The following is a 24,639-nucleotide window of genomic DNA, read 5'->3' as shown; positions in this document are numbered from 1 at the left end:
GGATAAAATTGAGAGTTTGAGACGGTGCCACCCGAGCGATTGCGGCCTGAGCAGAGCCCCTGCCCTGCGCGCATTAGGCTGGACCAGATATTCAGAGCAGGATCAGGGATTTCCAGAATGAAAAGATTTTTCTTCGCGACAACGACGGCACTGGCACTGGTTGCCGGCTCTGCTGCTCTGGCGCAAAGTCTCACAATCAACGGTGACACGACTGGCGCGCCTACGTGGAACAGACCCATAGGTGCCGGGCCTACATTGTCAGGTGCCGGCACTGCGACACCGTTTCAGACGGTTAACGTGACGATCACGCAGCCGCTGTCGTTCTCAGCCGAGACTACAGTAGCCGGGTTCGACACTTATCTGCACCTCTACCAGACCAGCTTTGACCCCAATGCGCAGCTGACGAACCTTGTAGCGGGCAACGATGATGGCGGGACGGGCCTGTTGTCGCTGATCAATGCAGCCAATGACGGACCGTTCACGCCTGGTGAATATATCGTTGTCGTGGGCGGCTTCGACAATCTCGATTTCGGCATCTATACGCTGGTTCTCAACGGCGCGATCGTCGGATTTGCGAACGCACTGCTCGACGAACTGGAAGCAACGGCGGGCACGTTCGCGCGTCTGAGCACCCGCCAGAGCTTTGGCAACACACGCAGCGGCGCACAGAACAGCTTTGCCACTCGGGACCTGCAATCGCCGCTCGGGTTCGGCGGTGACGTCGAGGGGGCACCGGTCGTGTCCTCGAAGAACGGCCAGCTGATGGGCAGCCTTTATGTGTGGGGCGAATTCACCGGCCTCCGGGCAGACCACAAGGGCGGCAATAGCCAGCGCGAGTTCTTCAGCACGGGCCTGCAGATCGGCGCCGACGTCGCGCTCGACGACAATTTCGTCGCCGGTCTCTCTGCCGGATACAATGATCTGGAAGAGCGCAGCACCAACATCGAAACCGAGGGCGATTTTTTCTACGTTCAACCCTATCTCGGCTATCGCCGCGGAGCATGGTCGGCAGAGGCATCGCTGATGTACGGCCAAGCCGACTATGACCAGGTCAGCATCGGCGGCACGGGCACGGCGGACAGCGATGTCTGGGCCATCGGGCTGTCGGTCGCGCGCGATCTCGAGATGAGCAATGCGATTACGCTGACCCCGATGGCCTCTGCCCGCTACGGCGAAGAGGACATCACCGGCAAATCCGGAACGCTTGCCGGGGCAGGCTCGACAACGGTCGATTTCAGCGAATACTCGGTCGGAGCACGCTGGACCCGGAACACCGGCAACGGCATGAACTACGTCGGTCTGCATGCCGACTACGTTGACAGCAGCGCGCCGCAGGCGCTCGCCGGGGGCGGTTTCGACCCCGAAGGCCTGAGCGGACGCGTCGAATTCGGCGGCGGCATCCAGGTGACAGCCAACAGCAACGTAAGCATGGGCTTCCAGATCGGCGGTATCGGTTCGGATCTTCCGGATTATGCCGGGCAGGTGCGCTTTGGCATGAATTTCTGAACCTGTCACACTTGTCAGGCAAAAGGGGCGCAGACCGGACCGTCTGCGCCCCTTTTGCCGTCATGGGGCCCCATTGGCATGAGTGCACCGCTCAGAACTTGCCCTGTTCCAGCGCCTCGATCCGCGCCTTGAGCGCGTCGTTTTCCTCGCGCGCCTTCTGGGCCATGGCGCGGACCGCGTCGAATTCCTCGCGGGTGACAAAATCGCGATCGGCGAGCCAGCGGTCGATCATCGACTTCATCGCCGTCTCGGCCTCGTCCTTGGCCCCCTGGGCGACGCCCATGGCATTGGTCATCAACTGGCTGATATCGTCGAGCATCTTGTTTCGGGTCTGCATGGCATGTTTCTCCGGCGTTACATCTCACCCCCATATATGGCCCGAGGGCGGTCGATCACAAGGTTGACTTTCCCCGCGCAGCAACGGCACAGAGGCACCCATGCAGGCCATGATCCCCTTCCCCGATATCGCGCCGGAGATCTTCTCGATCTCGCTCTTCGGCATGGAATTCGCGCTACGGTGGTATGCACTGGCCTATATCGTTGGGATCGTGATCGGCTGGCGGATCGTGGTGGCCAGCGTCCGGCGTCCGGCGCTCTGGCCCAACGACAGTGCGCCGATGGATGCGCGGGCGGTCGAGGACCTGCTGACTTGGGTGATCCTCGGCGTGATCCTTGGTGGCAGGATCGGCTATGTGCTGTTCTACCAACCCTCCTACTACCTCGCCAATCCGGGTGAGATCCTCGCCGTCTGGCAAGGCGGCATGGCGTTTCACGGCGGGCTGATGGGGGTGGTTCTCGCGGTGGTGGTGTTCTCGGCGCGGCGCGGCATTCGCTGGCTGTCGGTGGCGGATGTGCTCTGCATGGTGACGCCGGTGGGTCTTTTGCTGGGGCGCATCGCCAATTTCATAAATGCGGAACTCTGGGGGCGGCCCACAGACCTGCCCTGGGGTGTGGTCTTTCCGAGTGCGGCGGCACAGGATTGCCCGAATGTGCTCGGGCTTTGCGCCCGCCACCCGTCGCAACTTTACGAGGCGGCGCTGGAAGGGCTGATCCTCGGGGCGGTGCTGTTATGGCTGGGCTGGCGGCGCGGTGCGCTGAAAACCCCCGGCACGCTGACCGGGCTGTTCTTTGCAGGCTACGGCGCGGCGCGGTTCCTGGTGGAATTCGTTCGTCAGCCCGATGCGCAATTCGTCAGTGAAGGCAATCCGCTGGGGCTGGCGTGGCATGTGGCGGGCTATGGCCTGACCATGGGACAGATCCTGTCGCTGCCGATGATCGTCTTCGGCATCGGCATGTTCCTATGGGCGCGCAGGGCCCGCCCGGCGTGACGGCGCTCGGGCGTCATATCGCCGCGCGGATCACCGCCACTGGGCCGATCACGTTGGCCGATTACATGGCGACCTGCCTCATGCATCCCGAGATGGGCTATTACGCGACGCGCGATCCATTGGGGGCGGCGGGCGATTTCACCACCGCGCCGGAAATCAGCCAGATGTTCGGCGAATTGCTTGGGCTGTGTCTGGCGCAGACATGGCTCGATCAGGGGCGTCCCGCACCCTTTGCCGTGGCTGAACTCGGGCCGGGACGTGGTACCCTGATGGCCGATATATTGCGCGCCACCAAGGGCGTGCCGGGGTTTCATGCAGGCGCGCAGGTACATCTGGTCGAGACCTCCCCTACCCTGCGCGAGAGGCAGGCGCAGAGCATTCACCATGAGAGCTTGGCATGGCACGACAGGGTCGAGGACTTGCCCGATCTACCGCTCTTTCTGGTGGCGAACGAGTTTTTCGACGCCCTGCCGATCCGGCAATTCCAACGGCAGGGCGCGGCCTGGCACGAGCGGGTCGTGGGACTACGTGACGGGGCGCTGACGTTCGGCCTCGGCGGGCCGGTGATCCCGCCCGATCTGACGCATCGGCTGGCGGACACGCGGGACGGCGACATCGTCGAGACCTGCGCCCCGGGCCGCGCCATCGCCCAAGAGATCGGCACGCGCGTGGAGGCGCAGGGCGGCACCGCGCTGATCATTGATTACGGTGACTGGCGCTCGCTTGGCGATACGTTTCAGGCGGTGCGGGATCATGCCCCGACCGATCCACTGGCCGCGCCCGGTGACGCGGATTTGACCGCGCATGTGGATTTCGAGGCCCTGGCCGAGGCCGCGCCCTGTGCGCATGCCCGCCTCATCCCGCAGCGCACGCTGCTCTTTCGTCTGGGCATCGAGGCGCGCAAGGAGGCGCTGGCGCGCAATCTGACCGGGGCGGCGCGCGACAACCACCTGGCGGCATTTCAACGCTTGACCGGCCCCGAGGAAATGGGGAGGCTCTTCAAGGTGCTCGCCCTGCATCCAAAGGCCCTGCCACCTCCGCCCGGATTTGACCCATGACGCTTGAAATCCTGACCTCGGACAGCCTCGCGCCCTTGCGCCACGGGTTCTTTACCCGGCGGGGCGGAGCCTCGTCAGGCGTGTTCGCGGGTCTGAATTGCGGGCCGGGGTCGTCGGATCAATCCGAAATCGTGACGATCAACCGCGCCCGCGTGGCCCAGGCGATGGCGGTGGAACCCGCGCGTCTCGTGACGGTGCATCAGGTGCATTCGGCGGATGTGGTGGCGGTTGACGGGCCGTTGGCCGAGCGGCCCCGCGCCGACGCAATGGTGACGGCGACACCCGGCGTGGCGCTTGGCGTGCTGACGGCGGATTGCCAGCCGGTGCTGTTCGCCGATACCGAAGCCGGGGTGATAGGTGCAGCGCATGCGGGCTGGCGCGGTGCGCTTGACGGGGTGCTGGAGGCGACGGTCGCTGCGATGGAGGGGCTGGGTGCCAGGCGCGACCGGATCACCGCCGTGATCGGCCCCTCGATCAGCCAGGCGGCTTATGAGGTGGGGCCGGAATTCCTTGAGGATTTCATGGCCGAAGACCCCGCCTATAGCCGGTTTTTCGCCAACGGAGAGAATGGGCGTTATCAGTTCGATCTGCCCGGTTTTGGCCTGCATTGCCTGCGTCGTGCGGGTGTGGGCGATGCGGAATGGACCCGGCATTGCACCTATGGTGACGCTGCGCGGTTCTATTCCTACCGCCGCGCCACCCATGCGGGCGAGGCCGATTACGGGCGGTTGATCTCGGTGATCCGGCTCTAGGGTCGCGGGGGACTATTGGCCTGGAGCGGGCCTCTGGTTGACACCCCCCGCGAGTCGCGGCCGGATTTCCTCAGCTGTGGATCGGGCCGTCGCCGCAGGCGAGGGCGGCCTCGCGCACCGCTTCGGAGTAGGTCGGGTGCGCGTGGCAGGTGAGGGCCAGATCCTCGGCGCTCGCGCCGAACTCCATCGCGACGCAGATTTCGTGGATCAGATCGCCCGCCATCGGCCCGATGATATGCGCGCCCAAGATGCGGTCGGTCTCCTTGTCGGCGAGGATCTTGACGAACCCTTCGCCCGCGAAATTCGCCTTGGCGCGGCCGTTGCCCATGAAGGAGAACTTGCCGACCTTGTAGGCACGCCCTTGATCTTTCAGGCTTTCTTCGGTCTCACCCACATTGGCGACCTCGGGGTGGGTGTAGATCACGCCGGGGATGACGCCGTAATTCACATGGCCATGCTGACCGGCCAGCACGCAGGCGACGGCCATGCCCTCATCCTCGGCCTTGTGGGCGAGCATGGGGCCCTCGATGGCGTCGCCGATGGCGTAGACGCCCTTGATATTGGTCTGCCAGTGGTCGTCGGTCTTGATCTGGCCGCGCTCTGTCATCTCGACACCGAGGCTGTCGAGACCGAGGCCATCGATATAGGGTTTGAGGCCGGTGGCGACGAGGACCACATCGGCGTCAAGCTGATGTTCGCTGTCGTCCTTGCGCAGTTTGTAGTTGACCTTGGCCTTGGTCTTGAGCGCGTCGACGGATTGCACGGCGGCGCCCATGACGAATTTAATACCCTGTTTTTTCAGGATTTTCTGGAAGTTCTTTTGCACTTCGCCATCCATGCCGGGGGTGATCGCGTCGAGATATTCGACCACCGTCACCTCGGTGCCCAGACGGGCATAGACCGAGCCCATCTCGAGCCCGATGACGCCTGCGCCGATCACCACCATGGTCTTGGGCACCTTGGGCAATTCCAGCGCGCCGGTGGAGGTGACGACCACCTTTTCGTCGATCTCGACGCCCGGCAGGCTGCTCGCCTCGGAGCCCGATGCGATGATGATAGTCTTGGCCTCGTGGGTGTCGTCACCGACCTTGACGCGGCCCGCCTCGGGGATCGAGCCCCAGCCCTTGAGCCAGTCTATCTTGTTCTTCTTGAACAGAAATTCGATGCCCTTGGTGTTCTGCCCGATGACGTCATCCTTGTAGGCGAGCATCTGTTTCCAGTCGACCGAAGGCGACTTGCCCTTGAGGCCCATCTTGGCGAAATTATGCTCGGCCTCGTGCAGCATGTGGCTGGCGTGCAGGAGCGCCTTGGAGGGGATGCAGCCGACGTTGAGGCAGGTGCCGCCCAGCGTCTCGCGGCCCTCGACCACGGCGGTTTTCAGGCCCAGTTGGGCGCAGCGGATGGCGCAGACATAGCCGCCGGGGCCGGAGCCGATGATGATCACGTCATAGGATGCCATGGGTCAGAGTCCTTTCGTTTTTGCGCGTCGGTATCGCGTCGGTATTCTGTCGGTATCGCGTCGGTGGGGTTTGGGGGCGCTGCCCCCTTGGCCTGCGGCCAATTCCCCCAGAATATTTTTGGCAAGATGAAGCATCAGACGAGCGCCGCCAAGAGCATGAGCAGCGTGGCGAGAAAGCCCACCGCCCAGATCAGCGAGCGCCACGGGCGCAGGCCGAGGTAGTAGGCCGGGATATAGACCACGCGGGCGGCGAGGTAGGTGTACGCGCACGCGGCGGTGACGGGGGTGGACTGATCGGAGAGCGTGACGGTAACGCAGGCGATGGTGAAGAGGATCAGCCCCTCGAAATGGTTGGCAAGCGCCCGGCCCAGACGGGCGGTGCCGTCGGACATCTGTTTCGACGGTTCGCGGTCGCGGGCGGACATGGTGTAGCCGGGGCCAAGTTCGAGGTTCGCCGGGACCGCGTAGAGCAGGTATTGGACGACCTGCAGGAGGGCGGCGAGGGTGAGGGCGGTGAGTTCGGGGGTCATGTAATCTTCTTATCAAACTTCTTGCCAAGTTTCTTCGCCGATTTCCGAACTTGGCGATGGACCTCTCGTATGGAAATTTCGTCCGCCCAAGACCACTGCAAGAGCCTTTGAGCGCCTTGCCAATCTCCACCACGCTTGTTTAGCGGCGGTTCGATCGCCGTGATCAGCAAGGCCTCAAGTTCTACAAGCGGGGCACTTGCATCTAGTTTGATGTCCTGTTCCGAGTCGATTGGTTCTTCGCGGGGGTCAATCGTAGCTTCATCGTGGTTATATGGAGAAGCTTGATCCAAACCGAACCAAGAAAAATGCGTCCATCTGCCTCTATTTTCATTTCTAGTATGCGCCCATAGGCGATTACCTAGGCGCGCATTTCCGGTTCCTGCCCGCCCCACATACAATGGTGCGCGATTGACGTCTTGAAGAATATAAACTCCCCTTTGGTTGTTTACTAAGAACTGCGGTTCATCAGGTTCTGTCCGCCAGTTTTGATAAGTTGGTATCCAGCCGCATATCTCGAATTCGTCCCATTCGACTTTTTCCAAACTAAAGTGAATCCCGAAACATTTGATCGACGACATTCCCATTTCCCCCGATGCGGATCACAGATCCATCAGCAACCGCCGGGGGTCTTCGAGCGCCTCTTTGACGCGGACGAGGAAGGTGACCGCACCCTTGCCGTCGACGATGCGGTGGTCGTAGCTGAGGGCGAGATACATCATCGGGCGGGCCTTGATCTCGCCGTTGACGACCATCGGGCGCTGCTGGATCTTGTGCATGCCGAGGATGCCCGATTGCGGCGGATTGAGGATCGGCGAGGACATCAGCGAGCCGTAGACGCCGCCGTTGGAGATGGTGAAGGTGCCGCCCTGCATTTCGGCCATGGAGAGCTTGCCGTCGCGGGCGCGGGCGCCTTTCTCGGCGATGGCCTTTTCGATCGCGGCAAAGCCCATCTGGTCGGCGTCGCGAATGACCGGCACGACGAGGCCGGTCGGGGTGCCCGCCGCGATGCCGATATGCACGAAGTTCTTGTAGACGATATCGGTGCCGTCGATCTCGGCATTGACCTCGGGCACTTCTTTCAGCGCGTGGCAGCCGGCCTTGGTGAAGAAGGACATGAAGCCCAGTTTCACGCCGTGTTTCTTGTTGAACTCGTCTTTGTATTCATTGCGCAGCGCCATCACCTCGGTCATGTCCACCTCGTTATAGGTGGTGAGCATGGCCGCCGTGTTCTGGCTGTCCTTGAGGCGGCGGGCGATGGTCTGGCGCAGGCGGGTCATCTTGACCCGTTCCTCGCGGCTCGCATCCTCGGCGGGGCTGGGCGCGCGCGGCGCCTGTGCCGGGGTTGATGCGGCGGCGGGGGCCTGTGTTGCGGCGGCGGCGGCCTTGGCCACGTCCTCTTTCATCACGCGGCCATCGCGGCCCGAGCCCTGCACCTGATCGCGGCTGACGCCCTTTTCGGCCATCGCCTTTTTCGCCGAGGGCGCATCTTCGACATCCTTGCCGGAGGCGGCGGGTTTGTCGTCGCTGGCCTCATCCGACGGCTCGGGGCGCTTTTGCGGCTCGATCGTGCCATCGGCGGCGCCGGAGAGGATGGCGAGCTTGCCGCCGGCCTGCACGGTGTCGCCCTCTTGCGCTAGGATTTCGCACAGCGTGCCGGCGGCGGGGGCGGGCACCTCGACCGAGACCTTGTCGGTCTCGAGCTCGCACAGCATCTCGTCCTGCGAGACGCTGTCGCCGACCTTTTTGAACCAGGTCGAGACGGTCGCCTCTGAGACGGATTCGCCAAGCGTGGGGACCATCACGTCGGTGTTGCCCTTGTCGCCGTTGCTGCCCGAGGCGGCCTGTGCGGTCTTGGACTTGTCGTCCTTGGTCTTCTTGTCGTCTTTGGCCTTCTTGTCGTCCTTGGCGGGGGCGGATTTGGCGTCGCCCTCGGTGATGGTGGCGAGGAGCGCATCGACGCCCACGGTCTCGCCCTCGGCAGCGACGATCTCGCCCATGGTGCCAGCGGCGGGGCTGGGCACCTCGACGGTCACCTTGTCGGTTTCCAGCTCGCACAGCATCTCATCCGCGGCGACGGGATCGCCGGGCTTCTTGAACCATGTGGCCACGGTCGCCTCGGAGACGGATTCGCCAAGGGTGGGGACACGAACTTCGGTGCTCATCACTTATTTCCCTTCGATGGTCAGCGCGGCATCCACCAGCGCCTCTTGTTGGTCTTTGTGCTGCTTGGCCAGGCCCGTGGCGGGCGAGGCGGCGGCGGCGCGGCCGGCATATTGGGGCCGCTTGTGCTTGGCCTTGATGCGCGTGAGCACCCATTCGATATTCGGCTCGATGAAGGACCAGGCGCCCTGGTTCTTGGGCTCTTCCTGGCACCAGACCATTTCGGCCTGCTTGAAGCGCTCCAGCTCCTTGACCATGGACATGGCCGGGAACGGGTAGAACTGCTCGATCCGCATCAGGTAGACATCATTGATGCCTCGCTTGTCGCGTTCCTCGAGCAGGTCGAAATAGACCTTGCCGGAACACATCACGACGCGCTTGATCTGCTTGTCGGGGGCGAGTTCGGTGTCCGAGAGCCCGTATTGCGCATCGTCCCACAGCACCCGGTGGAAGGAGGAGCCGGTGGTGAATTCCTCGGTCTTGGAGACCGCCATCTTGTGCCGCAGAAGCGATTTCGGCGTCATCAGGATGAGCGGCTTGCGGAAGGTGCGGTGCAGCTGGCGGCGCAGGATGTGGAAGTAGTTGGCGGGCGTGGTGCAATTGGCCACGATCCAGTTGTCGCCGCCGCACATCGTGAGGAACCGTTCCAGACGGGCGGAGGAGTGTTCCGGGCCCTGCCCCTCGTAGCCATGCGGCAGAAGGCAGACGAGGCCGGACATGCGCAGCCATTTACTCTCGCCCGAGGAGATGAACTGGTCGAACATGATCTGCGCGCCGTTGGCGAAGTCGCCGAACTGCGCCTCCCACAGGGTGAGGGCGTTGGGTTCGGCGAGGGTGAAGCCGTATTCGAACCCCAGAACGGCGTATTCCGAGAGCATCGAGTCGATGGCCTCGTATTGCGCCTGCCCCTCGCGGATGTGGTTGAGCGGGAAGTAGCGGTCTTCGTCATCCTGGTTGATCAGGGCGGAATGGCGCTGGCTGAAGGTGCCGCGCGTGCTGTCCTGCCCAGACAGGCGCACCGGGTAGCCCTCGGTGAGCAGCGAGCCGAAGGCAATCGCCTCGGCGGTGGCCCAATCAAAGCCGGTGCCGGATTTGAACATCTCGGCCTTGGTGTCGAGCAGGCGCGAGACGGTCTTATGCAGGGTGAAATTCTCGGGCGCGGTGGTCAGCGCGCGGCCGATTTCCTCGAAGGTTTCGGGTTTGATCGCGGTTTCGCCGCGCTGGTAATCCTCGTCCTTGCGGTCGAGATGGGACCATTTGCCGTCGAGCCAGTCGGCCTTGTTGGGGCGGTAGTCCTTGCCGGCCTCGAACTCGTCGGCAAGATGCGACTGGAACGCCGCCTTCATGTCCTCGATCTCGCCCTCGGGGATGAGACCGTCCTTGACCAGCCGCTCGGTATAGAGCGCGAGCGTGGTCTTCTGCTGCTTGATCTTCTTGTACATCAGGGGGTTGGTGAACATCGGCTCGTCCCCCTCGTTATGGCCGAAGCGGCGGTAGCAGATGATGTCGATCACCACGTCCTTGTGGAACTTCTGGCGGAACTCGGTGGCGACCTTGGCGGCATGCACCACGGCCTCGGGATCGTCGCCGTTGACGTGGAAAATGGGCGCCTCGACCATCAGGGCGATATCGGTCGGATAGGGCGAGGAGCGGCTGAAATGCGGCGCGGTGGTAAAGCCGATCTGGTTGTTGACCACGATATGCATGGTGCCGCCGGTCTTGTGCCCCTTGAGGCCCGAGAGGCCAAAGCCTTCGGCCACCACGCCCTGCCCGGCAAAGGCCGCGTCGCCATGCAGCAGGATGCCCATGACCTTCATCCGCTCGGTGTCGCCCAACTGATCCTGCTTGGCGCGGACCTTGCCCAGAACGACCGGGTTCACGGCCTCGAGGTGGCTGGGGTTGGCGGTGAGCGACAGGTGCACCTTGTTGCCGTCAAACTCGCGGTCATGGCTGGCGCCGAGATGGTATTTCACGTCGCCCGAGCCGTCGACCTCTTCGGGTTTGAAGGAGCCGCCCTGAAACTCGTTGAAAATGGCGCGGTAGGGCTTGCCCATGACGTTGGCCAGCACTGACAGGCGGCCCCGGTGGGGCATGCCGATCACGATCTCCTCGATCCCGAGATTGCCGCCGCGCTTGATGATCTGCTCCATCGCCGGAATGAGGCTCTCGCCGCCATCGAGACCGAAGCGCTTGGTGCCCATGTATTTCACATGCAGGTATTTCTCGAAGCCCTCGGCCTCCACGAGCTTGTTGAGGATCGCCTTGCGCCCGTTGCGGGTAAAGCTGATTTCCTTGTCATAGCCCTCGATCCGCTCCTTGAGCCAGGACGATTGCTCGGGGTCGGAGATGTGCATGTATTGCAGCGCGAAGGTGCCGCAATAGGTGCGTTTGACGATGGCGAGGATCTCGCGCAGGCTCGCGACCTGAAGGCCGAGCACGTTGTCGATGAAGATCGGGCGATCCATGTCGGCCTCGGTGAAGCCGTAGGATTTCGGGTCAAGCTCGGGGCGGTGGCCGTGATCGCGCAGGCCGAGCGGGTCAAGCTCTGCGATCAGGTGGCCACGGATGCGGTAGGCACGAATGAGCATCAGCGCGCGGACGGAATCGAGCACGGCACGCTGGATCGCCTCGTCGGTGACCTCGACGCCCTTCTCGGAGGCCTTGGAGGCGATCTTCTTGCCTGCGTCCTTGAGTTCCGCCTCGGCGGGCCATTCGCCGGTCAGCGCGGCGGTCAGGTCATCCGAGGGCATCGGCGGCCAGTCGGCGCGCGCCCAGGAGGGGCCGGCTGCCTCGGCGCGGACATCGTCATCGCCATCGCCAAGCGCGTCGAAAAAGCCGCGCCACGCCTCGTCCACCGCGTTCGGATCGCTGGCATAGCGGGCGTAAAGCTGCTCGAGATACTCGGCATTGTGCCCCTGCATGAAGCTGGAGGCGTGGAACTGATCGTTTGGGGATTGGTCGGTCATTGGTCTTTTTCCTCTACTCAAGGGAAATGACGATATGCGAGCAGTCAGAATTTCTGAAAGTGCCCATGGCCGTTCCAATATTCATTCCGCCGAAACCGTTTTTGGCTCTATATTCCATAAACACCTTATGAGTTCCGCTACTAGATACCGGCGTTACACTCGTGCTTATGTGTTCGAAGCTACCAGGATCACGCATTCGATCTTCAATATCTCGTTTAAAGTTCGCGTGTGAGCCATCCCAGGCGCTTAGGCAGTGAAAACCCTTCCTCTTTTTCTCCGCTTCTTCCGCTTGCGCAAGTTCGGTCTGTGCTTGTTCAACTTGCGAACGAGCCGCTGCCTCTTCCGGAGTCTCCGACGAACCTGAAAAGAAAAACCAATAAATCAGCCCACATATTACTACTAGGCCAACGATGCCAGAAGCCGTATCCTTTGCGGAACTTTCTGCTGAAGCCGCCTCGTGTTTGGCAAGCTTTTTCTTGATCTCTGCTAGTTCTTGGTTCGTGAGCTTGTCGCTCTCTTTTCTTGTCATCTCTTGAGACTCCGGTTTTCGAGGCAGGACAAGACGCGATCCAGCTCAAACATTCACGATCTAGTGTGGCGATGAAAGCCAATCTTTGCATTCACCTAAGTTGTTCGCCCGATCGCCTTGAGCACAGCCTCGCCGAGGCCCGCGGGGCTGTCGGCGACGACGATCCCGGCCGATTTCATCGCCTCGATCTTATCGTCGGCGCCGCCCTTGCCGCCCGCCACGATGGCACCGGCATGGCCCATGCGGCGGCCCGGGGGGGCGGTGCGCCCGGCGATGAAGCCTGCGGTGGGTTTCCAGCGGCCGCGCTTTTTCTCGTCGGCGAGGAACTGTGCGGCGTCTTCCTCGGCGCTGCCGCCGATTTCGCCGATCATGATGATGCTCTCGGTCTCGTCATCGGCGAGGAACCATTCCAGCACGTCGATATGCTCGGTGCCCTTGATCGGGTCGCCGCCGATGCCGACGCAGGTCGATTGGCCAAGGCCCACATCCGAGGTCTGTTTCACCGCCTCGTAGGTCAGTGTGCCGGAGCGCGAGACCACGCCGCAGGAGCCGCGCTTGTGGATATGGCCGGGCATGATGCCGATCTTGCAGGCATCAGGCGTGATGATGCCGGGGCAGTTCGGGCCGATGAGCTTGGAGGTGGAGCCCTCCAGCGCGCGCTTGACGCGCATCATGTCGAGCACCGGGATGCCTTCGGTGATGCAGACGATGAGCTCCATCTCGGCGTCGATCGCCTCGAGGATACTGTCGGCGGCGAAGGGCGGGGGCACGTAGATCACCGAGGCGTTGGCCCCGGTCTCGTGGCGCGCCTCATGCACCGAGTTGAACACGGGCAGGTCAAGATGCGTCGCCCCGCCCTTGCCGGGGGTGACGCCGCCGACCATCTTGGTGCCATAGGCGATGGCCTGTTCAGAGTGGAACGTGCCCTGCGAGCCGGTGAGGCCCTGACAGATCACTTTGGTATTTTCGTCTACGAGGACTGCCATCTTGGCGTTCTCCTGTAATGAATTCGCGGGAGAGGTGGGTTGGCACCCACCCTGCGGGATCAGCCTTTCACAGCCTTCACGATCTTTTCGGCGCCGTCCTTGAGGTCGTCGGCGGCGATCACGTCGAGGCCGGAGGTGGAGATGATCTCCTTGCCCTTCTCGACATTGGTGCCTTCGAGACGCACCACCAGCGGCACCTTGAGGCCGACCTCTTTCACTGCGGCGATCACGCCCTCGGCGATCACATCACAACGCATGATGCCGCCGAAGATGTTGACGAGGATGCCCTTGACCTGCGGATCGGAGGTGATGATCTTGAATGCCTCGGTGACCTTTTCCTTGGTCGCCCCGCCGCCCACGTCGAGGAAGTTGGCAGGCTCTGCACCGTAGAGCTTGATGATGTCCATGGTGGCCATCGCCAGACCCGCGCCGTTGACCATGCAGCCGATCTCGCCATCCAGCGCGATGTAGTTGAGGTCGTATTTCGAGGCTTCGAGTTCCTTGGAGTCTTCCTCGGTGGTGTCGCGCAACTCGGCGATGTCCGAGTGGCGATACATCGCGTTCGAGTCAAAGCTCATCTTGGCGTCGAGACATTTCAGATCGCCCTTGTCGGTGACGATCAGGGGGTTGATCTCGAGCATCTCCATGTCTTTTTCGACGAACATCTTGTAGAGCGTGCCCATCAGCGCCACGCATTGCTTGATCTGCCCGCCGGTGAGGCCGAGATTGAAGGCGATGCGGCGGCCGTGGAACGGCTGATAGCCGGTCGCGGGATCGACCGAAAAGCTGAGGATCTTTTCCGGCGTGGAGGCCGCGACCTCTTCGATATCCATGCCGCCCTCGGTGGAGGCGACGAAGCTGACGCGGGAGGTCACGCGGTCGACCAGCAGGGCGAGATACATTTCCGTCTCGATGCCGGAGCCGTCCTCGATATAGATGCGGTTGACCTGCTTGCCGGGCGCGCCGGTCTGCTTGGTCACCAGCGTGCGGCCCAGCATGCGCTTGGCCTCGTCGGCGGCCTCTTCCACGGATTTCGCGAGGCGCACACCGCCTGCGTCACCGGCACCGGCCTCCTTGAACTTGCCCTTGCCGCGGCCGCCGGCGTGGATCTGCGCCTTGACCACCCAGAGCGGTCCGTCGAGCGCGCCTGCGGCTGTCTTGGCCTCTTCGGCGCGCAGAACCACGCGGCCATCCGACACCGGGGCGCCGTAGGAGCGAAGCAATGCCTTCGCCTGATACTCATGGATATTCATGAAACTGTCCCGTTTTGCTGCGATCAGGACAGGTATAGACATAGAATCATGCCCGCCTTAAACGGTTTTTTGCGGTTTCGGGCCAATTCGGGTGCATAAAGGGATTTTGTGATCACGCGGCTAAAACGTGTGATCACAAATCAGCCGTGCTTAAAATCCAAACAGAAACGAATCGAGTCTCTTTGGAGAGCACTGTTTGTATTCCGTTACGAATTTACTTTCCAATAGGTAGTTTTCCAAAGTCAGGATGCACCTCAAGACTGCACGACGCCTCAGGATGGAGGCCGAATCAAGGCAAAAACAGTCTGTTTCTGGCAAGTTTGACAGAATTGAGACAGAGATCCGGCTGATTCATGTTAATTTATTTGTACACATTTTGCTGCTCGGGTGAATGCGTCGGCGAACATCCTCGTGGGGGCGGGGAAACGCGAAAATTAGTGACACCCAGGTCGCAAAACCAGTATTAGGGGAGATTAAGACATGACACTCAGGATTAAGACTGCGGCTGGTGGGCTGTTGCTCAGCCTCGGTATGGCAACGGCAGGTTCGGCGGCAACATATGACTTCCTCGCTGCCGCCAATGCTGGCGGAGGGATTGGGGAGTCGATTTACGCGACCTATGACACGTCCCCGTTTTTCACGGGGCCGAATTTGAGGATCACGGCATCTGCGACAGATGACAATGCCGGTGATACTGAACAATTCGTCTATTTCGACAACAACAATGCCGGTATCGGTGTATGTAAGGATGCGACATCCGGTGCGGCGATTGGCACGGCAACCAACGGCGGGGGCAACCAGTGTGACCCTGCCAGCGACGACGGCATAACAAGTGTATCCGAGACGCTGACGATCGAAGCCACGGAAACCTCCGTGATCATCGAAGCGCTCTGGTTCAACGCCAATCACGACAACGACCCCGTGACCTCTGCGAGCTACATGATCAACGGCGTCACGTATGACAGTGGTGACATGGTACCTGACAACGTCTCTGGCACGGGAAACTACAGGATTGATCTTGGGTTCGCCTTGGCCCTCGGCGACAGTTTCTCGATCACGCCAACAGATGGTTCACCGAACTCTTACATGTCTGCGATCGCAGTTTCGGCGGTGCCCGTCCCCGCTGCAGGCCTCCTGCTTCTGACCGCCCTTGGCGGGCTGGGACTGGCGCGGCGGCGGCGGCGCGCAGCCTGACATTGGTCTAAACACGGCAGAAAGGCCGTCCCGAGTGATCGGGGCGGCCTTTTCGTTTCCATCTGAGCGATTCCTGATCAGGCCAGCGAGCTGTCGATTTCCTTGCAGGCCTTGACGAGGCCTTTGACCGCATCGACGGATTTGTCGAACATCTCCTGCTCGTCCTTGTTGAGCGAGATGTTGACGATGCGCTCGATGCCGCCCGCGCCGATCACGGTGGGCACGCCGACATACATGCCCTTGACGCCCACTTCGCCATCGCACCAGGCGGCGCAGGGCAGGACACGTTTCTGGTCCTTGAGATAGGCCTCTGCCATCTCGATGGCCGAGGTCGCGGGGGCGTAGAAGGCCGAGCCGGTCTTGAGCAGGCCGACGATCTCGGCGCCGCCGTCACGGGTGCGTTGCAGGATCGCGTCGAGTTTTTCCTGCGTGGTCCAGCCCATCTTGATCAGGTCGGGCAGCGGGACGCCGGCGACGGTGGAATAGCGCACGCAGGGCACCATCGTGTCGCCATGCCCGCCCAGAACGAAGGCGCTGACGTCTTTCATGGAGACGTTGAATTCCAGGCTGAGGAAGTGGCGGAAGCGGGCGCTGTCGAGCACACCGGCCATGCCGCAGACCTTGTTCGCGGGAAGCCCTGAGAACTTCTGCAGCGCCCAGACCATCGCGTCGAGCGGGTTGGTGATGCAGATGACAAAGGCGTTGGGCGCGTTGGCGGCGATGCCCTCGCCCACGGATTTCATGACCTTGAGGTTGATGCCCAGAAGATCGTCGCGGCTCATGCCCGGCTTGCGCGGGACACCGGCGGTGACGATGCAGACATCCGCGCCCGCGATATCCTCATAGGACTGCGTGCCCTTGAGGGCCGCGTCGAACCCTTCGGCGGGGCCGGATTCCGCGATGTCGAGCGCCTTGCCCTCGGGGGTGCCTTCGGCAATGTCGAACAGCACGATATCGCCCAGTTCCTTAAGCGCGGCGAGATGGGCGAGGGTGCCGCCGATCTGTCCGGCGCCGATCAGCGCAATCTTGGGTCTGGCCATTGGATAGTCTCCATCGGTTGAAAAGTTGCGCTTGGGCGTAGTCGGATTTTTGGCTTCATGCAAGGGTGCTGCGCTGCGGCAAATGCGGGGCCGGGGCTGTTGTATGCGCATGCATGCCGCTAAAGTGCAGAAAATCGCTGAGTTTAGGGTGCGGGCCATGGGCTGGGACGTGTTTGCAATCGGGGTGCTGGCGGCGCTGTTCGCGGGGGTGTCGAAGGGGGGATTCGGCTCTGGCGCGGCGTTTGCGGGGGCGGCGATTCTGGCGCTGTTCGTGGAGCCGGGCATGGCCCTGGGCATCATGCTGCCGCTCTTGATGCTGATCGACGTGGCCACGCTGCGGCCCTATTGGCGGCAATGGGGGCGCGAGGAGGCGTGGTTCCTGATCCTCGGGGGGCTGCCGGGCGTGGCACTTGGTGTGGCGTTTTACCGGGTGGCGGATGCGGATCTGTTGCGCCTGCTGATCGGGGCGATCGCGATTGGCTTCGTGCTCTGGCAGGTGTTGGTGCGAAGCGGCGTGATCCGGGGGGCGCGCCGCGCCTTGCCGGGATGGGCGGGGATGCTGGCGGGGATGGTCGCGGGATTTACCAGTTTCGTGAGCCATGCGGGCGGGCCGCCCGCCGCCGTCTACCTGCTGTCGCGCGGGATCGACAAGACGCGCTATCAGGCGACCACGGTGATCCTGTTCTTCGTGCTGAATATCGCCAAGGCGGGGCCTTATGCGGTGCTGGGATTGTTCACCGCGCAGACCCTGCTGATTGATCTGGCGCTGGCGCCCTTCGCGTTACTCGGGGCGTGGATCGGGGTGCGCGCGCACCGGATCGTGCCGGAGCGGGCGTTTTTTGGCATTACTTATGTGTTACTGGCGGTGACCGGGGCCAAGCTCATCTTTGATGCGCTGTGACGCGCTCAGGCGTCGCTGCCGGGTTTGGGGAGAGGGGCGGCCATCGCCTCGAACGCCTGACCGCTGGCGATCAGGCAGGTCAGCCCGTCGGGCAAAGTTACGGTGATCGTCCAACTGCCGGAGGTTTGCGAGGCGAACACCTCCATCACCGCGCCCTGCGCGCCGAGGCCCATGGAGTGCCGCGTCTCGCCATACGCGGTGGCGAGGCGGTCCACCACAACATCACGTGGGGCGCAGTTGCCGGGTTGCGCCTGCGCGCCGCCCGCGATCAGGGCAAGCACGGCAAGGCCCGGGATCAGTCGTTTCAGCATCGTCTCATCCTTTCTGCGATTTGTCCCTGCCGTCCGGGGACGAGAGTGGCCAAGGAAAGGTGAACAGGCGGTTAACGCGGCGGGTAAAGCCGGGGGCAGGTGCGCGATGCTGCGTCGCGGCGAGAAAAGGCTTGAACGTTTCCTCCGAAAAGTGCCATTCCTGCGCAAGAATATTACAAGCAACAGAATCCAAGAGAGGGCAGACCCATGGACAGCAACGCGCATCCCTATCGTTCGGTGCTCTATATTCCCGGCTCCAAGGAGCGGGCGCTGGAGAAGGCGCGCGAGTTGCCGACCGATGCGATCATCTTTGATCTGGAGGATGCCGTCGCCCCCGATGCCAAGGCCGAGGCGCGCGCCACGCTGGTCGAGGCGCTGCGGCAGGGCGGCTATGGCAAGCGGGCCAAGATCGTGCGAATCAACGCGCTGACCACGGAATGGGGGCTGGAGGATGCCCGCGCGCTGCGCGATGCGGGGGCCGATGCGATCCTGCTGCCCAAGGTCAACAACCCGTCGGATATCGACAACCTTTCCGAGGTGATCGGTGCCAACCTGCCGGTCTGGACGATGATGGAAACCCCGGCCTGCGTGTTCAACGCGCGCGATATCGCCGCGCACCGGCAGGTGACAGGGCTGGTCGCGGGCACCAATGACCTGACCAAGGATCTGGGCTGCCGGGTGCGGGCCGACCGCCTGCCGCTGATGACGGCGCTGCAACGGATCGTGATGGCGGCGCGGGCGGCGCGGATCGTGGCGGTGGATGGGGTTTACAACCGGTTCCGTGATGGTGACGGGCTCAAGGCCGAATGCGAACAGGGGCGTGATCTGGGATTCGATGGCAAGACGCTGATTCACCCCGCGCAGATCGAGATCGCCAACACGGCCTTTGCCCCAACGAATTCCGAGTTAGAGCTAGCCGAACGACAGATAGCCGCCTATGAAGAAAGCCGGGCCTCGGGGCAGGGCATCGCGGTGGTCGACGGGCAGATCGTGGAGAATCTGCATGTCGTCGCGGCACAGCGCATCCTTGCCCGCGCGCAGGCGATACGAGACATGGCAGCGGAGTAGCAACCAATGACGTACCTCATCCTCGGGCTGATCCTCTGGGTCGCGGCGCATCTCTTCAAACGGGTGGCCCCCGATCTGCGCGCACGCATGGGCAATGCGGGCAAGGTGCTGGCGGCAGTGGGCATTCTGGCCGGTCTGGTCCTGATGATCTATGGCTATCGGCAGGCGGAGGTCTTCAACGTCTGGTTCCCGCCCGCCTGGACGGTGCATCTGAATAACCTGATGATGCTGGCCGCCGTGTTCGTCTACGGCATGAGTGCCACCAAGGGGCGGCTGCGCGGCGCGATGCGGCATCCGCAGCTGACCGCCGTCAAGATCTGGGCGGTGGCGCATCTGCTGGTCAATGGCGATCTGGCCTCATTGGTTCTGTTCGGCGGGCTGCTGGCCTGGGCCGTGCTGGAAGTGGTGGTGATCAACCTCTCGGAGGAATGGAACCGCCCGCAGCCGGGCGAGGCCAAGAAGGACGTGATCCTAGTTGTCATCACGGTGGTGATGTTCCTTGTCATCACCCTCATTCACAACTGGCTGGGTGTCTGGCCGTTCCCGGGGTAAGCCTATGAAACTCTATCGTTTTCTCTCTGCCGACGACACGTCGGAGTTTTGTCACAAGGTGACGGCGGCGCTCAATCAGGGTTGGGAGCTTTACGGCGATCCGACCTACGCCTTTGACGGGGCCAATGGCGTGATGCGCTGCGGGCAGGCCGTGGTGAAGGAGAAAGAGGGCGACTATGCGCCCGGGATGAAGCTGGGAGAGCAGTGACGATGAAGACCAATCCGGGGCGGTTCTTCGAGGATTACAGGCTGGGAGAGGTGATCCGCCACGCGGTGCCGCGCAGCGTATCAGGGGGCGAGCGGGCGCTTTATCACGCGCTTTATCCGGCGCGGCTTGCGCTTTATTCCTCGAACGAGTTCGCCCGCGCGAGCGGCTTGCCCGACAGCCCGATCGACGACATGGCGGCGTTTCACATCGTGTTCGGCAAGTCGGTGCCGGATATCTCGCTCAATGCCGTGGCCAATCTGGGCTATGCCGAGGCGCGCTGGCTGCGCCCGGTCTATCCCGGCGACACCCTGCGCAGCGAATCCGAGGTGATCGGGCTCAAGCAGAACTCGTCCGGCAAGACCGGGGTGGTCTATGTGCGCACCACGGGGTTCAACCAGCATGACCTACCGGTGATGGAATTCGTGCGGTGGGTGATGGTGCGCAAGAACAACCTCGATGCGCCTGCCCCCGAGGCGGTGGTGCCGCAGACGGAGGCGGTGGTGGACCCGAGCGATCTGGTGATCCCGGCGGGGCTCGATTTCAGCCATTACGATTTCGGGCTGGCCGGCGAGCCGCACCGGGTGGGCGATTACGAGATTGGCGAGCGGATCGACCATGTCGACGGCGTGACCATCGAGGAAGCCGAGCACATGATGGCGACGCGGCTGTGGCAGAACACCTCGAAGACGCATTTCGACGCCACACCGCGCGCGGACGGCAAGCGGCTGATCTATGGCGGGCATGTGATCTCGATGGCGCGGGCGCTGTCGTTCAATGGCCTCGCCAATGCGCAGATGATCGCCGCGCTCAATGCAGGCAGCCACGCCAACCCCTGTTTCGCGGGCGACACCGTGCGCGCGTGGTCAGAGGTGCTGGATCGCGCCGAGGTGGATGCGCCGGGCGTGGGCGCGCTGCGCCTGCGGCTGGTGGCGACCAAGGGGGGCGAGCCGTTTACCCTCAAGGGCGAGGATAGCAAATACCTGCCGCATGTGCTGCTCGATCTCGATTACTGGGTGCTGATGCCGGTGTGAGGCGGGTTTGGCCTTAAGCTGCCGTTGCCGCATCCCGCGCGAAACGCACCGAAGGTGCCGCGCGATCGCCGGGCCGTCCCGCGGCCTGGCGATTTGGAAGGGCGCGCAACGTGTTGAGTTTAGAATGACTTGGCTGGGATAAAGTACCCGCATCTGCCGTTGCATCGCCAGTCGCCGGCCCTGCGATCACGCAGCACCTTCTGTCGGGGTTCTATGTCCGCATCAGGCCATTCGACACCGACGCGGCCCCCGCTCAGCCCGCCGTTTCCGGATCGAACCCGGCCTCGCGCATGAGCCGGTTGGAGGCAGACTCGATCTCGTCTTCGAGCCGTGCCATGAACGCCTCCTTGCCCAGCCCCGCCTCGATGCGCGGCAGGAATTCCACCACCCCGAGGCCCGGCTTGCGCAGGATGCCCTTGCGGGGCCAGAACACACCCACATTGGTGGCCACCGGCACGCAATCCTGTCCCAACTCGTGATAGAGCACGCCGGAGCCCACCTTGTAGGGGGCCTTGACCCCCGGCGCGATGCGGGTGCCCTGCGGGTAGATGATCAGTTGCCCGGGTGCCAGCCGCCCCTTGCCGACATCGGCGACCATCTGCTTGATGGCGGCGCTGCGCTTGCCCCGGTCCACCGGCACGCAGCCGATGCGCAGCGCATATTGCCCGATCACCGGCGCATACATCAATTCGCGCTTCATGATGAACTTGCCCGCCGGGACCGACCCGTAGATCAGGATGATATCGAGGAAACTCTGATGTTTGGCGACGATCAGCACCTCATCCTCGGGTGGCGTGCCGCGCACCTCGGTGCGCAGGCCCACCATCCAGCGCGCGGCCCAGCGCACGACGCGGCACCAGGCATGGCAGGCGGCCAGCGCGCCCTTGCGGCTGAGCAGCGCCCAGGGCAGGTAGAGCAGCCCCAGAACCGGCATCATCGCATAGATGAACACCACGAAAACCAGCGACCGCAGCCATTGAACCGCCTGCATCACGGCATCTCCTCCAGCGTCTTGCGCGCCGCAGCCCGGGTCGCGAAAAACGCGACCACGGCGGCCAGAACCGGCACCACCGGCGGCCAGAGCCAGTGCCAGCCCTGAAACCCGAGCCCGGTCAGAAATCCGCCCGCCGCATCGGCGCTTGGCAGGGCGAGAATGGCGAGACAGCCCACCGCCATGCCAATGGCGGCCCCACCGAGGGCGCGCAGCGTGAAGCGCCGCACAAAGGCCCGCGCGATATAGCTGTCGCGCGCGCCCACCAGGCGCAGCACCTGTATGACCTGCGCATTGGCGGCAAGGGCGGCGTTGGCCGCCAGCGTGATCATCGCCGCCGTCGCGCCGCCGATCAGCACCAGCGACAGCCAGCCCAGGAGGCGCAGCCGGTCGGCGGCGCGCACCAGCGGCGCGCGCCAGCGTGTGTGATCGTCGAGCACCGCGCCCGGCACCTCGGCCTGCAGGCGCAGGCGCAGGCCATCGGCATCAAACCCCTCGGCGGTTTCGATCACCTCGATCAGGCGGGGCACCGGCAGTTGATCGATCGGCAGGTCCGGGCCGAACCACGGCTCGAGCAGGGCGGCCTGTTCGGCATCATCAAGCGCGCGGGCGCGCGCGACGCCGGTCGTCGTCTCAAGCACCCGCAGCGCGGCGGCGGTCTGGGCCGCCATCTGTGCCTCGGGGGCCGAGATGCGGACCGTCGCGGTGCGCGCCAGCTCATCCCCCCAGCGTTCGGCCAGACGCCCCGTCGCCAGCGACAGCGCCAGCGCGAAAATCGCCAGAAACGCCATCGCCCCCGCGCTGAACAGCGTAAGCCATGCGGTGAAGCCGGTGGGCGGCACCACCCGGTCCGCCTGCACATCACCGATCAGAAGATCGCCCAAGCCACGGATATCCAGCTTCACAGATCTGCCCCCGCCAGTTGCAGGCGCCGCGCCGCGATGCGCAGCACCCGCGCCTGCACATGTGCCTTGGCCGCCCGGATCAGCGCCAGATCATGGGTCGCGATCAGGATCGTCTTGCCCATCAGGTTGAGCTCGATCAGCAGACGCAGCAGGCGCTGCGACATCTCCCAATCGACATTGCCGGTGGGCTCGTCCGCGAGGATCACGTCGGGCGACATGATCACCGCGCGCGCCAACGCCGCGCGCTGCCGCTCGCCGCCCGACAGTTCCGGCGGGCGCGCCTTGGCCCTCTCGCGCAGACCGACCCAGCCGATCAGTTCCTTGAGATTGGCCCCCTCGGCCAGCAGATCGCGCCCCGACACGCTGAGCGGCAGGGCGATGTTGTCCTCCACGCTGAGGTGGTCGAGAAACTGGCAATCCTGATGCACCACGCCAACGCGCCGCCGCACGGTGGCGATATCGTCGCGCCCCATCTCGCGCCGGTCCTGCCCGAACAGGCGCAATTGCCCCGAGGTGGGCACCAGCGCGCCGTAGCACAGCTTCAGGAGCGTGGTCTTGCCCGCCCCCGACGGCCCGGTCAGGAAATGGAACGATCCGGGGCTGAGCGACAGCGACACCTCGCTGAGCAACTCGCCCCCGCCATAGTTGTAAGCCACATCTTCCAGCTCGATCACGGGCTGCCCCTCAATACGCATATCCTCCCTAAATGCCCCAGAGGCCACACATGTGCAATGATCGAGCGCGTGATTCGCTTTGCTCTTTTCCCAAGGCAAAGAAGCGCTTATGCTTTTGATCGAGGACAGGGGGCCGGATAACGGCGACACGGAACAGGCGACAGGTGGCACCATGAGGCTGACTTGCCCGAATTGCGGGGCGCAATACGAGGTCCCGGAGGCGGTGATCCCAGCCTCGGGGCGTGATGTGCAATGCTCGAATTGCGGCGATACCTGGTTTCAGCATCACCCCGACCATGCGCCCGCCGAGGCAGAGGATGTGCCGGACGAATACGCGGCCCCGCCTGACGCCGCCGCCGAGGCAGACCCGGAGCCTGCGCCCGAACCGATACCTGAACCGGTGCCCGAGCCGACAGCCGAGGCCGCACCCGAAGAGCCGCCTGCGCAGCGCAGGCTTGATCCGAACGTGGCCGATATCCTGCGCGAAGAGGCCGAGCGCGAGCGCGCTGCCCGCGCGGCCGAGGGGGCGGGCGGGCTTGAGACCCAGCCCGATCTGGGCCTTGCCGATCCCGGCATATCCGAGGATGAGCGCAGCCGTCAGGCCCGCGCCCGGATGGAACGTCTGCGCGGCGGCGGTGAGACGCCACCGCCCGCGCCCTCCGAAGAGCAGGTCGACGAAAGCCGCGACGACGATATCGACCCGTCCTCACGGCGTAATCTGCTGCCCGATATCGAAGAGATCAACTCGTCACTGACTTCAAGCGGGGAGCGCGGCGACACGGCGTCGGCGGCGGCAGCGGAGTTGCCTGAAGAGGTGCCGATATCCAGTCGGCGCGGCGGCTTTCGATCGGGGTTCCGGCTGGCGGTGATCACCTTCGTGGTGGCCACCATCGTCTACCTGACGGCATCCAGCATTGCGCAGATGATCCCCGCTGCCGAGGCCCCGCTGGCGCAATATGTCGAGGCGGTGAACGCGGCGCGCACGCAGCTCAACGATCTCGTGTCGCGCGTCATCGCGCAGATCGGTGGCCCGGCGAACTGAACCGCGCAGCCCATGTCCGATGTCGTGCATGGGGCGGACGGATGGCGGGTATTTTGGTCTGGAGCGGACGTTAATTGGCCCGTAGAAGGTGCCGCGCGAGCGCAGGGCCGGGGACTGGCGATGCAACACCCGTGGCGGGCGCTTTATCCCAGCCAAGTCATTCTAACCTCGACACGTTGCGCGCCCTATCAAATC

General features: G+C 63.5%; 25 protein-coding genes. 11 read left to right on the top strand and 14 right to left on the bottom strand.

Features of this window, described 5'->3' with window-relative positions:
• Positions 1 to 117 precede the first annotated feature (117 nt).
• A complete protein-coding gene (locus RID11_RS12960; protein ID WP_350139815.1) occupies positions 118 to 1,506 on the top strand; it encodes an autotransporter domain-containing protein in 1,389 nt (462 codons plus the stop codon).
• A gap of 91 nt (positions 1,507 to 1,597) precedes the next feature.
• On the opposite strand, the gene RID11_RS12955 is transcribed toward RID11_RS12960, so the two are convergent.
• Positions 1,598 to 1,843, bottom strand: a complete 246-nt coding sequence (locus RID11_RS12955; protein WP_350139812.1) for an accessory factor UbiK family protein — start codon at positions 1,841 to 1,843, stop codon at positions 1,598 to 1,600.
• Between the two features lie 100 nt (positions 1,844 to 1,943).
• Here RID11_RS12955 and lgt point away from each other — a divergent pair, with 100 nt between their 5' ends.
• The 3 genes from lgt to pgeF are packed head-to-tail and all read left to right on the top strand — an operon-like array spanning position 1,944 to position 4,644.
• Positions 1,944 to 2,834 carry a prolipoprotein diacylglyceryl transferase gene (gene lgt, locus RID11_RS12950; protein ID WP_350139810.1) on the top strand — a complete coding sequence of 297 codons (891 nt, stop codon included), beginning with the start codon at positions 1,944 to 1,946 and terminating at the stop codon, positions 2,832 to 2,834.
• Positions 2,807 to 3,892 carry a class I SAM-dependent methyltransferase gene (locus tag RID11_RS12945; RefSeq protein ID WP_350139807.1) on the top strand — a complete coding sequence of 362 codons (1,086 nt, stop codon included), beginning with the start codon at positions 2,807 to 2,809 and terminating at the stop codon, positions 3,890 to 3,892. Before lgt ends, RID11_RS12945 begins: the two co-directional genes overlap by 28 nt.
• Positions 3,889 to 4,644 (top strand): peptidoglycan editing factor PgeF, encoded by a 756-nt coding sequence (gene pgeF, locus RID11_RS12940; RefSeq protein WP_350139804.1) that lies wholly within the window; start codon positions 3,889 to 3,891, stop codon positions 4,642 to 4,644. Before RID11_RS12945 ends, pgeF begins: the two co-directional genes overlap by 4 nt.
• A 70-nt stretch (positions 4,645 to 4,714) precedes the next feature.
• On the opposite strand, the gene lpdA is transcribed toward pgeF, so the two are convergent.
• The 8 genes from lpdA to sucC all read right to left on the bottom strand — a co-directional run bounded on the left by lpdA (position 4,715) and on the right by sucC (position 14,527).
• On the bottom strand, positions 4,715 to 6,103 hold the full coding sequence (gene lpdA / locus RID11_RS12935; protein WP_350139801.1) for a dihydrolipoyl dehydrogenase: 1,389 nt from the start codon (positions 6,101 to 6,103) through the stop codon (positions 4,715 to 4,717).
• A 134-nt stretch (positions 6,104 to 6,237) separates the two neighbouring features.
• Positions 6,238 to 6,633 (bottom strand): MAPEG family protein, encoded by a 396-nt coding sequence (locus RID11_RS12930; protein WP_350139798.1) that lies wholly within the window; start codon positions 6,631 to 6,633, stop codon positions 6,238 to 6,240.
• Positions 6,630 to 7,211 carry a GIY-YIG nuclease family protein gene (locus RID11_RS12925; RefSeq protein ID WP_350139795.1) on the bottom strand — a complete coding sequence of 194 codons (582 nt, stop codon included), beginning with the start codon at positions 7,209 to 7,211 and terminating at the stop codon, positions 6,630 to 6,632. Before RID11_RS12925 ends, RID11_RS12930 begins: the two co-directional genes overlap by 4 nt.
• Before the next feature lie 21 nt (positions 7,212 to 7,232).
• Positions 7,233 to 8,795 carry a 2-oxoglutarate dehydrogenase complex dihydrolipoyllysine-residue succinyltransferase gene (gene odhB / locus RID11_RS12920; protein ID WP_350139793.1) on the bottom strand — a complete coding sequence of 521 codons (1,563 nt, stop codon included), beginning with the start codon at positions 8,793 to 8,795 and terminating at the stop codon, positions 7,233 to 7,235.
• Positions 8,796 to 8,798: 3 nt separating this feature from the next.
• The gene (locus RID11_RS12915; protein ID WP_350139791.1) at positions 8,799 to 11,759 is read right to left on the bottom strand and encodes a 2-oxoglutarate dehydrogenase E1 component; all 2,961 of its coding nucleotides are present in this window, start codon (positions 11,757 to 11,759) and stop codon (positions 8,799 to 8,801) included.
• 13 nt (positions 11,760 to 11,772) lie between these two features.
• Positions 11,773 to 12,288 (bottom strand): hypothetical protein, encoded by a 516-nt coding sequence (locus RID11_RS12910; RefSeq protein WP_350139788.1) that lies wholly within the window; start codon positions 12,286 to 12,288, stop codon positions 11,773 to 11,775.
• Between the two features lie 95 nt (positions 12,289 to 12,383).
• On the bottom strand, positions 12,384 to 13,274 hold the full coding sequence (sucD, locus tag RID11_RS12905) for a succinate--CoA ligase subunit alpha (protein WP_350139786.1): 891 nt from the start codon (positions 13,272 to 13,274) through the stop codon (positions 12,384 to 12,386).
• 59 nt (positions 13,275 to 13,333) lie between these two features.
• Complete coding sequence (gene sucC / locus RID11_RS12900; RefSeq protein ID WP_350139783.1) at positions 13,334 to 14,527, bottom strand: ADP-forming succinate--CoA ligase subunit beta; 1,194 nt, start codon at positions 14,525 to 14,527, stop codon at positions 13,334 to 13,336.
• Between the two features lie 516 nt (positions 14,528 to 15,043).
• On the opposite strand from sucC, the gene RID11_RS12895 reads away from it, so the two are divergent.
• Entirely contained in the window at positions 15,044 to 15,721 is a 678-nt protein-coding gene (locus tag RID11_RS12895; RefSeq protein WP_350139781.1) for a VPLPA-CTERM sorting domain-containing protein, read from the top strand.
• Positions 15,722 to 15,798: 77 nt separating this feature from the next.
• On the opposite strand, the gene mdh is transcribed toward RID11_RS12895, so the two are convergent.
• Positions 15,799 to 16,761 carry a malate dehydrogenase gene (gene mdh / locus RID11_RS12890; protein WP_350139778.1) on the bottom strand — a complete coding sequence of 321 codons (963 nt, stop codon included), beginning with the start codon at positions 16,759 to 16,761 and terminating at the stop codon, positions 15,799 to 15,801.
• Positions 16,762 to 16,918: 157 nt separating this feature from the next.
• Here mdh and RID11_RS12885 point away from each other — a divergent pair, with 157 nt between their 5' ends.
• Positions 16,919 to 17,662 carry a sulfite exporter TauE/SafE family protein gene (locus RID11_RS12885; RefSeq protein ID WP_350139775.1) on the top strand — a complete coding sequence of 248 codons (744 nt, stop codon included), beginning with the start codon at positions 16,919 to 16,921 and terminating at the stop codon, positions 17,660 to 17,662.
• Between the two features lie 5 nt (positions 17,663 to 17,667).
• Here RID11_RS12885 and RID11_RS12880 read toward each other — a convergent pair whose 3' ends face one another.
• Complete coding sequence (locus tag RID11_RS12880; RefSeq protein WP_350139773.1) at positions 17,668 to 17,973, bottom strand: hypothetical protein; 306 nt, start codon at positions 17,971 to 17,973, stop codon at positions 17,668 to 17,670.
• Between the two features lie 207 nt (positions 17,974 to 18,180).
• On the opposite strand from RID11_RS12880, the gene RID11_RS12875 reads away from it, so the two are divergent.
• The 4 genes from RID11_RS12875 to RID11_RS12860 are packed head-to-tail and all read left to right on the top strand — an operon-like array spanning position 18,181 to position 20,832.
• A complete protein-coding gene (locus RID11_RS12875) occupies positions 18,181 to 19,041 on the top strand; it encodes an HpcH/HpaI aldolase/citrate lyase family protein (protein WP_350139771.1) in 861 nt (286 codons plus the stop codon).
• A gap of 6 nt (positions 19,042 to 19,047) precedes the next feature.
• Positions 19,048 to 19,593 (top strand): NnrU family protein, encoded by a 546-nt coding sequence (locus RID11_RS12870; RefSeq protein ID WP_350139769.1) that lies wholly within the window; start codon positions 19,048 to 19,050, stop codon positions 19,591 to 19,593.
• A 4-nt stretch (positions 19,594 to 19,597) separates the two neighbouring features.
• Complete coding sequence (locus RID11_RS12865) at positions 19,598 to 19,801, top strand: DUF1737 domain-containing protein (protein ID WP_350139768.1); 204 nt, start codon at positions 19,598 to 19,600, stop codon at positions 19,799 to 19,801.
• Between the two features lie 2 nt (positions 19,802 to 19,803).
• The gene (locus RID11_RS12860) at positions 19,804 to 20,832 is read left to right on the top strand and encodes a MaoC family dehydratase (RefSeq protein ID WP_350139765.1); all 1,029 of its coding nucleotides are present in this window, start codon (positions 19,804 to 19,806) and stop codon (positions 20,830 to 20,832) included.
• A gap of 253 nt (positions 20,833 to 21,085) precedes the next feature.
• Here RID11_RS12860 and RID11_RS12855 read toward each other — a convergent pair whose 3' ends face one another.
• From RID11_RS12855 to RID11_RS12845, 3 genes are read right to left on the bottom strand one after another with little or no spacing between them, the layout of a single operon-like run.
• The gene (locus tag RID11_RS12855; RefSeq protein ID WP_350139763.1) at positions 21,086 to 21,826 is read right to left on the bottom strand and encodes a lysophospholipid acyltransferase family protein; all 741 of its coding nucleotides are present in this window, start codon (positions 21,824 to 21,826) and stop codon (positions 21,086 to 21,088) included.
• Positions 21,823 to 22,728 (bottom strand): cell division protein FtsX, encoded by a 906-nt coding sequence (locus RID11_RS12850; protein ID WP_350139760.1) that lies wholly within the window; start codon positions 22,726 to 22,728, stop codon positions 21,823 to 21,825. The genes RID11_RS12855 and RID11_RS12850 overlap by 4 nt, the downstream gene beginning before the upstream one ends.
• Positions 22,725 to 23,402: a cell division ATP-binding protein FtsE gene (locus RID11_RS12845; protein WP_074785618.1), complete on the bottom strand. Its 678-nt coding sequence runs from the start codon at positions 23,400 to 23,402 to the stop codon at positions 22,725 to 22,727. Before RID11_RS12845 ends, RID11_RS12850 begins: the two co-directional genes overlap by 4 nt.
• Positions 23,403 to 23,511: 109 nt before the next feature.
• Here RID11_RS12845 and RID11_RS12840 point away from each other — a divergent pair, with 109 nt between their 5' ends.
• Positions 23,512 to 24,444 (top strand): zinc-ribbon domain-containing protein, encoded by a 933-nt coding sequence (locus RID11_RS12840; protein WP_350139756.1) that lies wholly within the window; start codon positions 23,512 to 23,514, stop codon positions 24,442 to 24,444.
• Positions 24,445 to 24,639: the final 195 nt, after the last annotated feature.

This window comes from Roseovarius sp., assembly GCF_040219995.1.
In the GTDB taxonomy this organism is placed as follows: domain Bacteria; phylum Pseudomonadota; class Alphaproteobacteria; order Rhodobacterales; family Rhodobacteraceae; genus Roseovarius.
The sequence above is the reverse complement of the archived record's forward strand: the minus strand, read 5'-3'. Positions and strand labels throughout refer to the sequence as shown.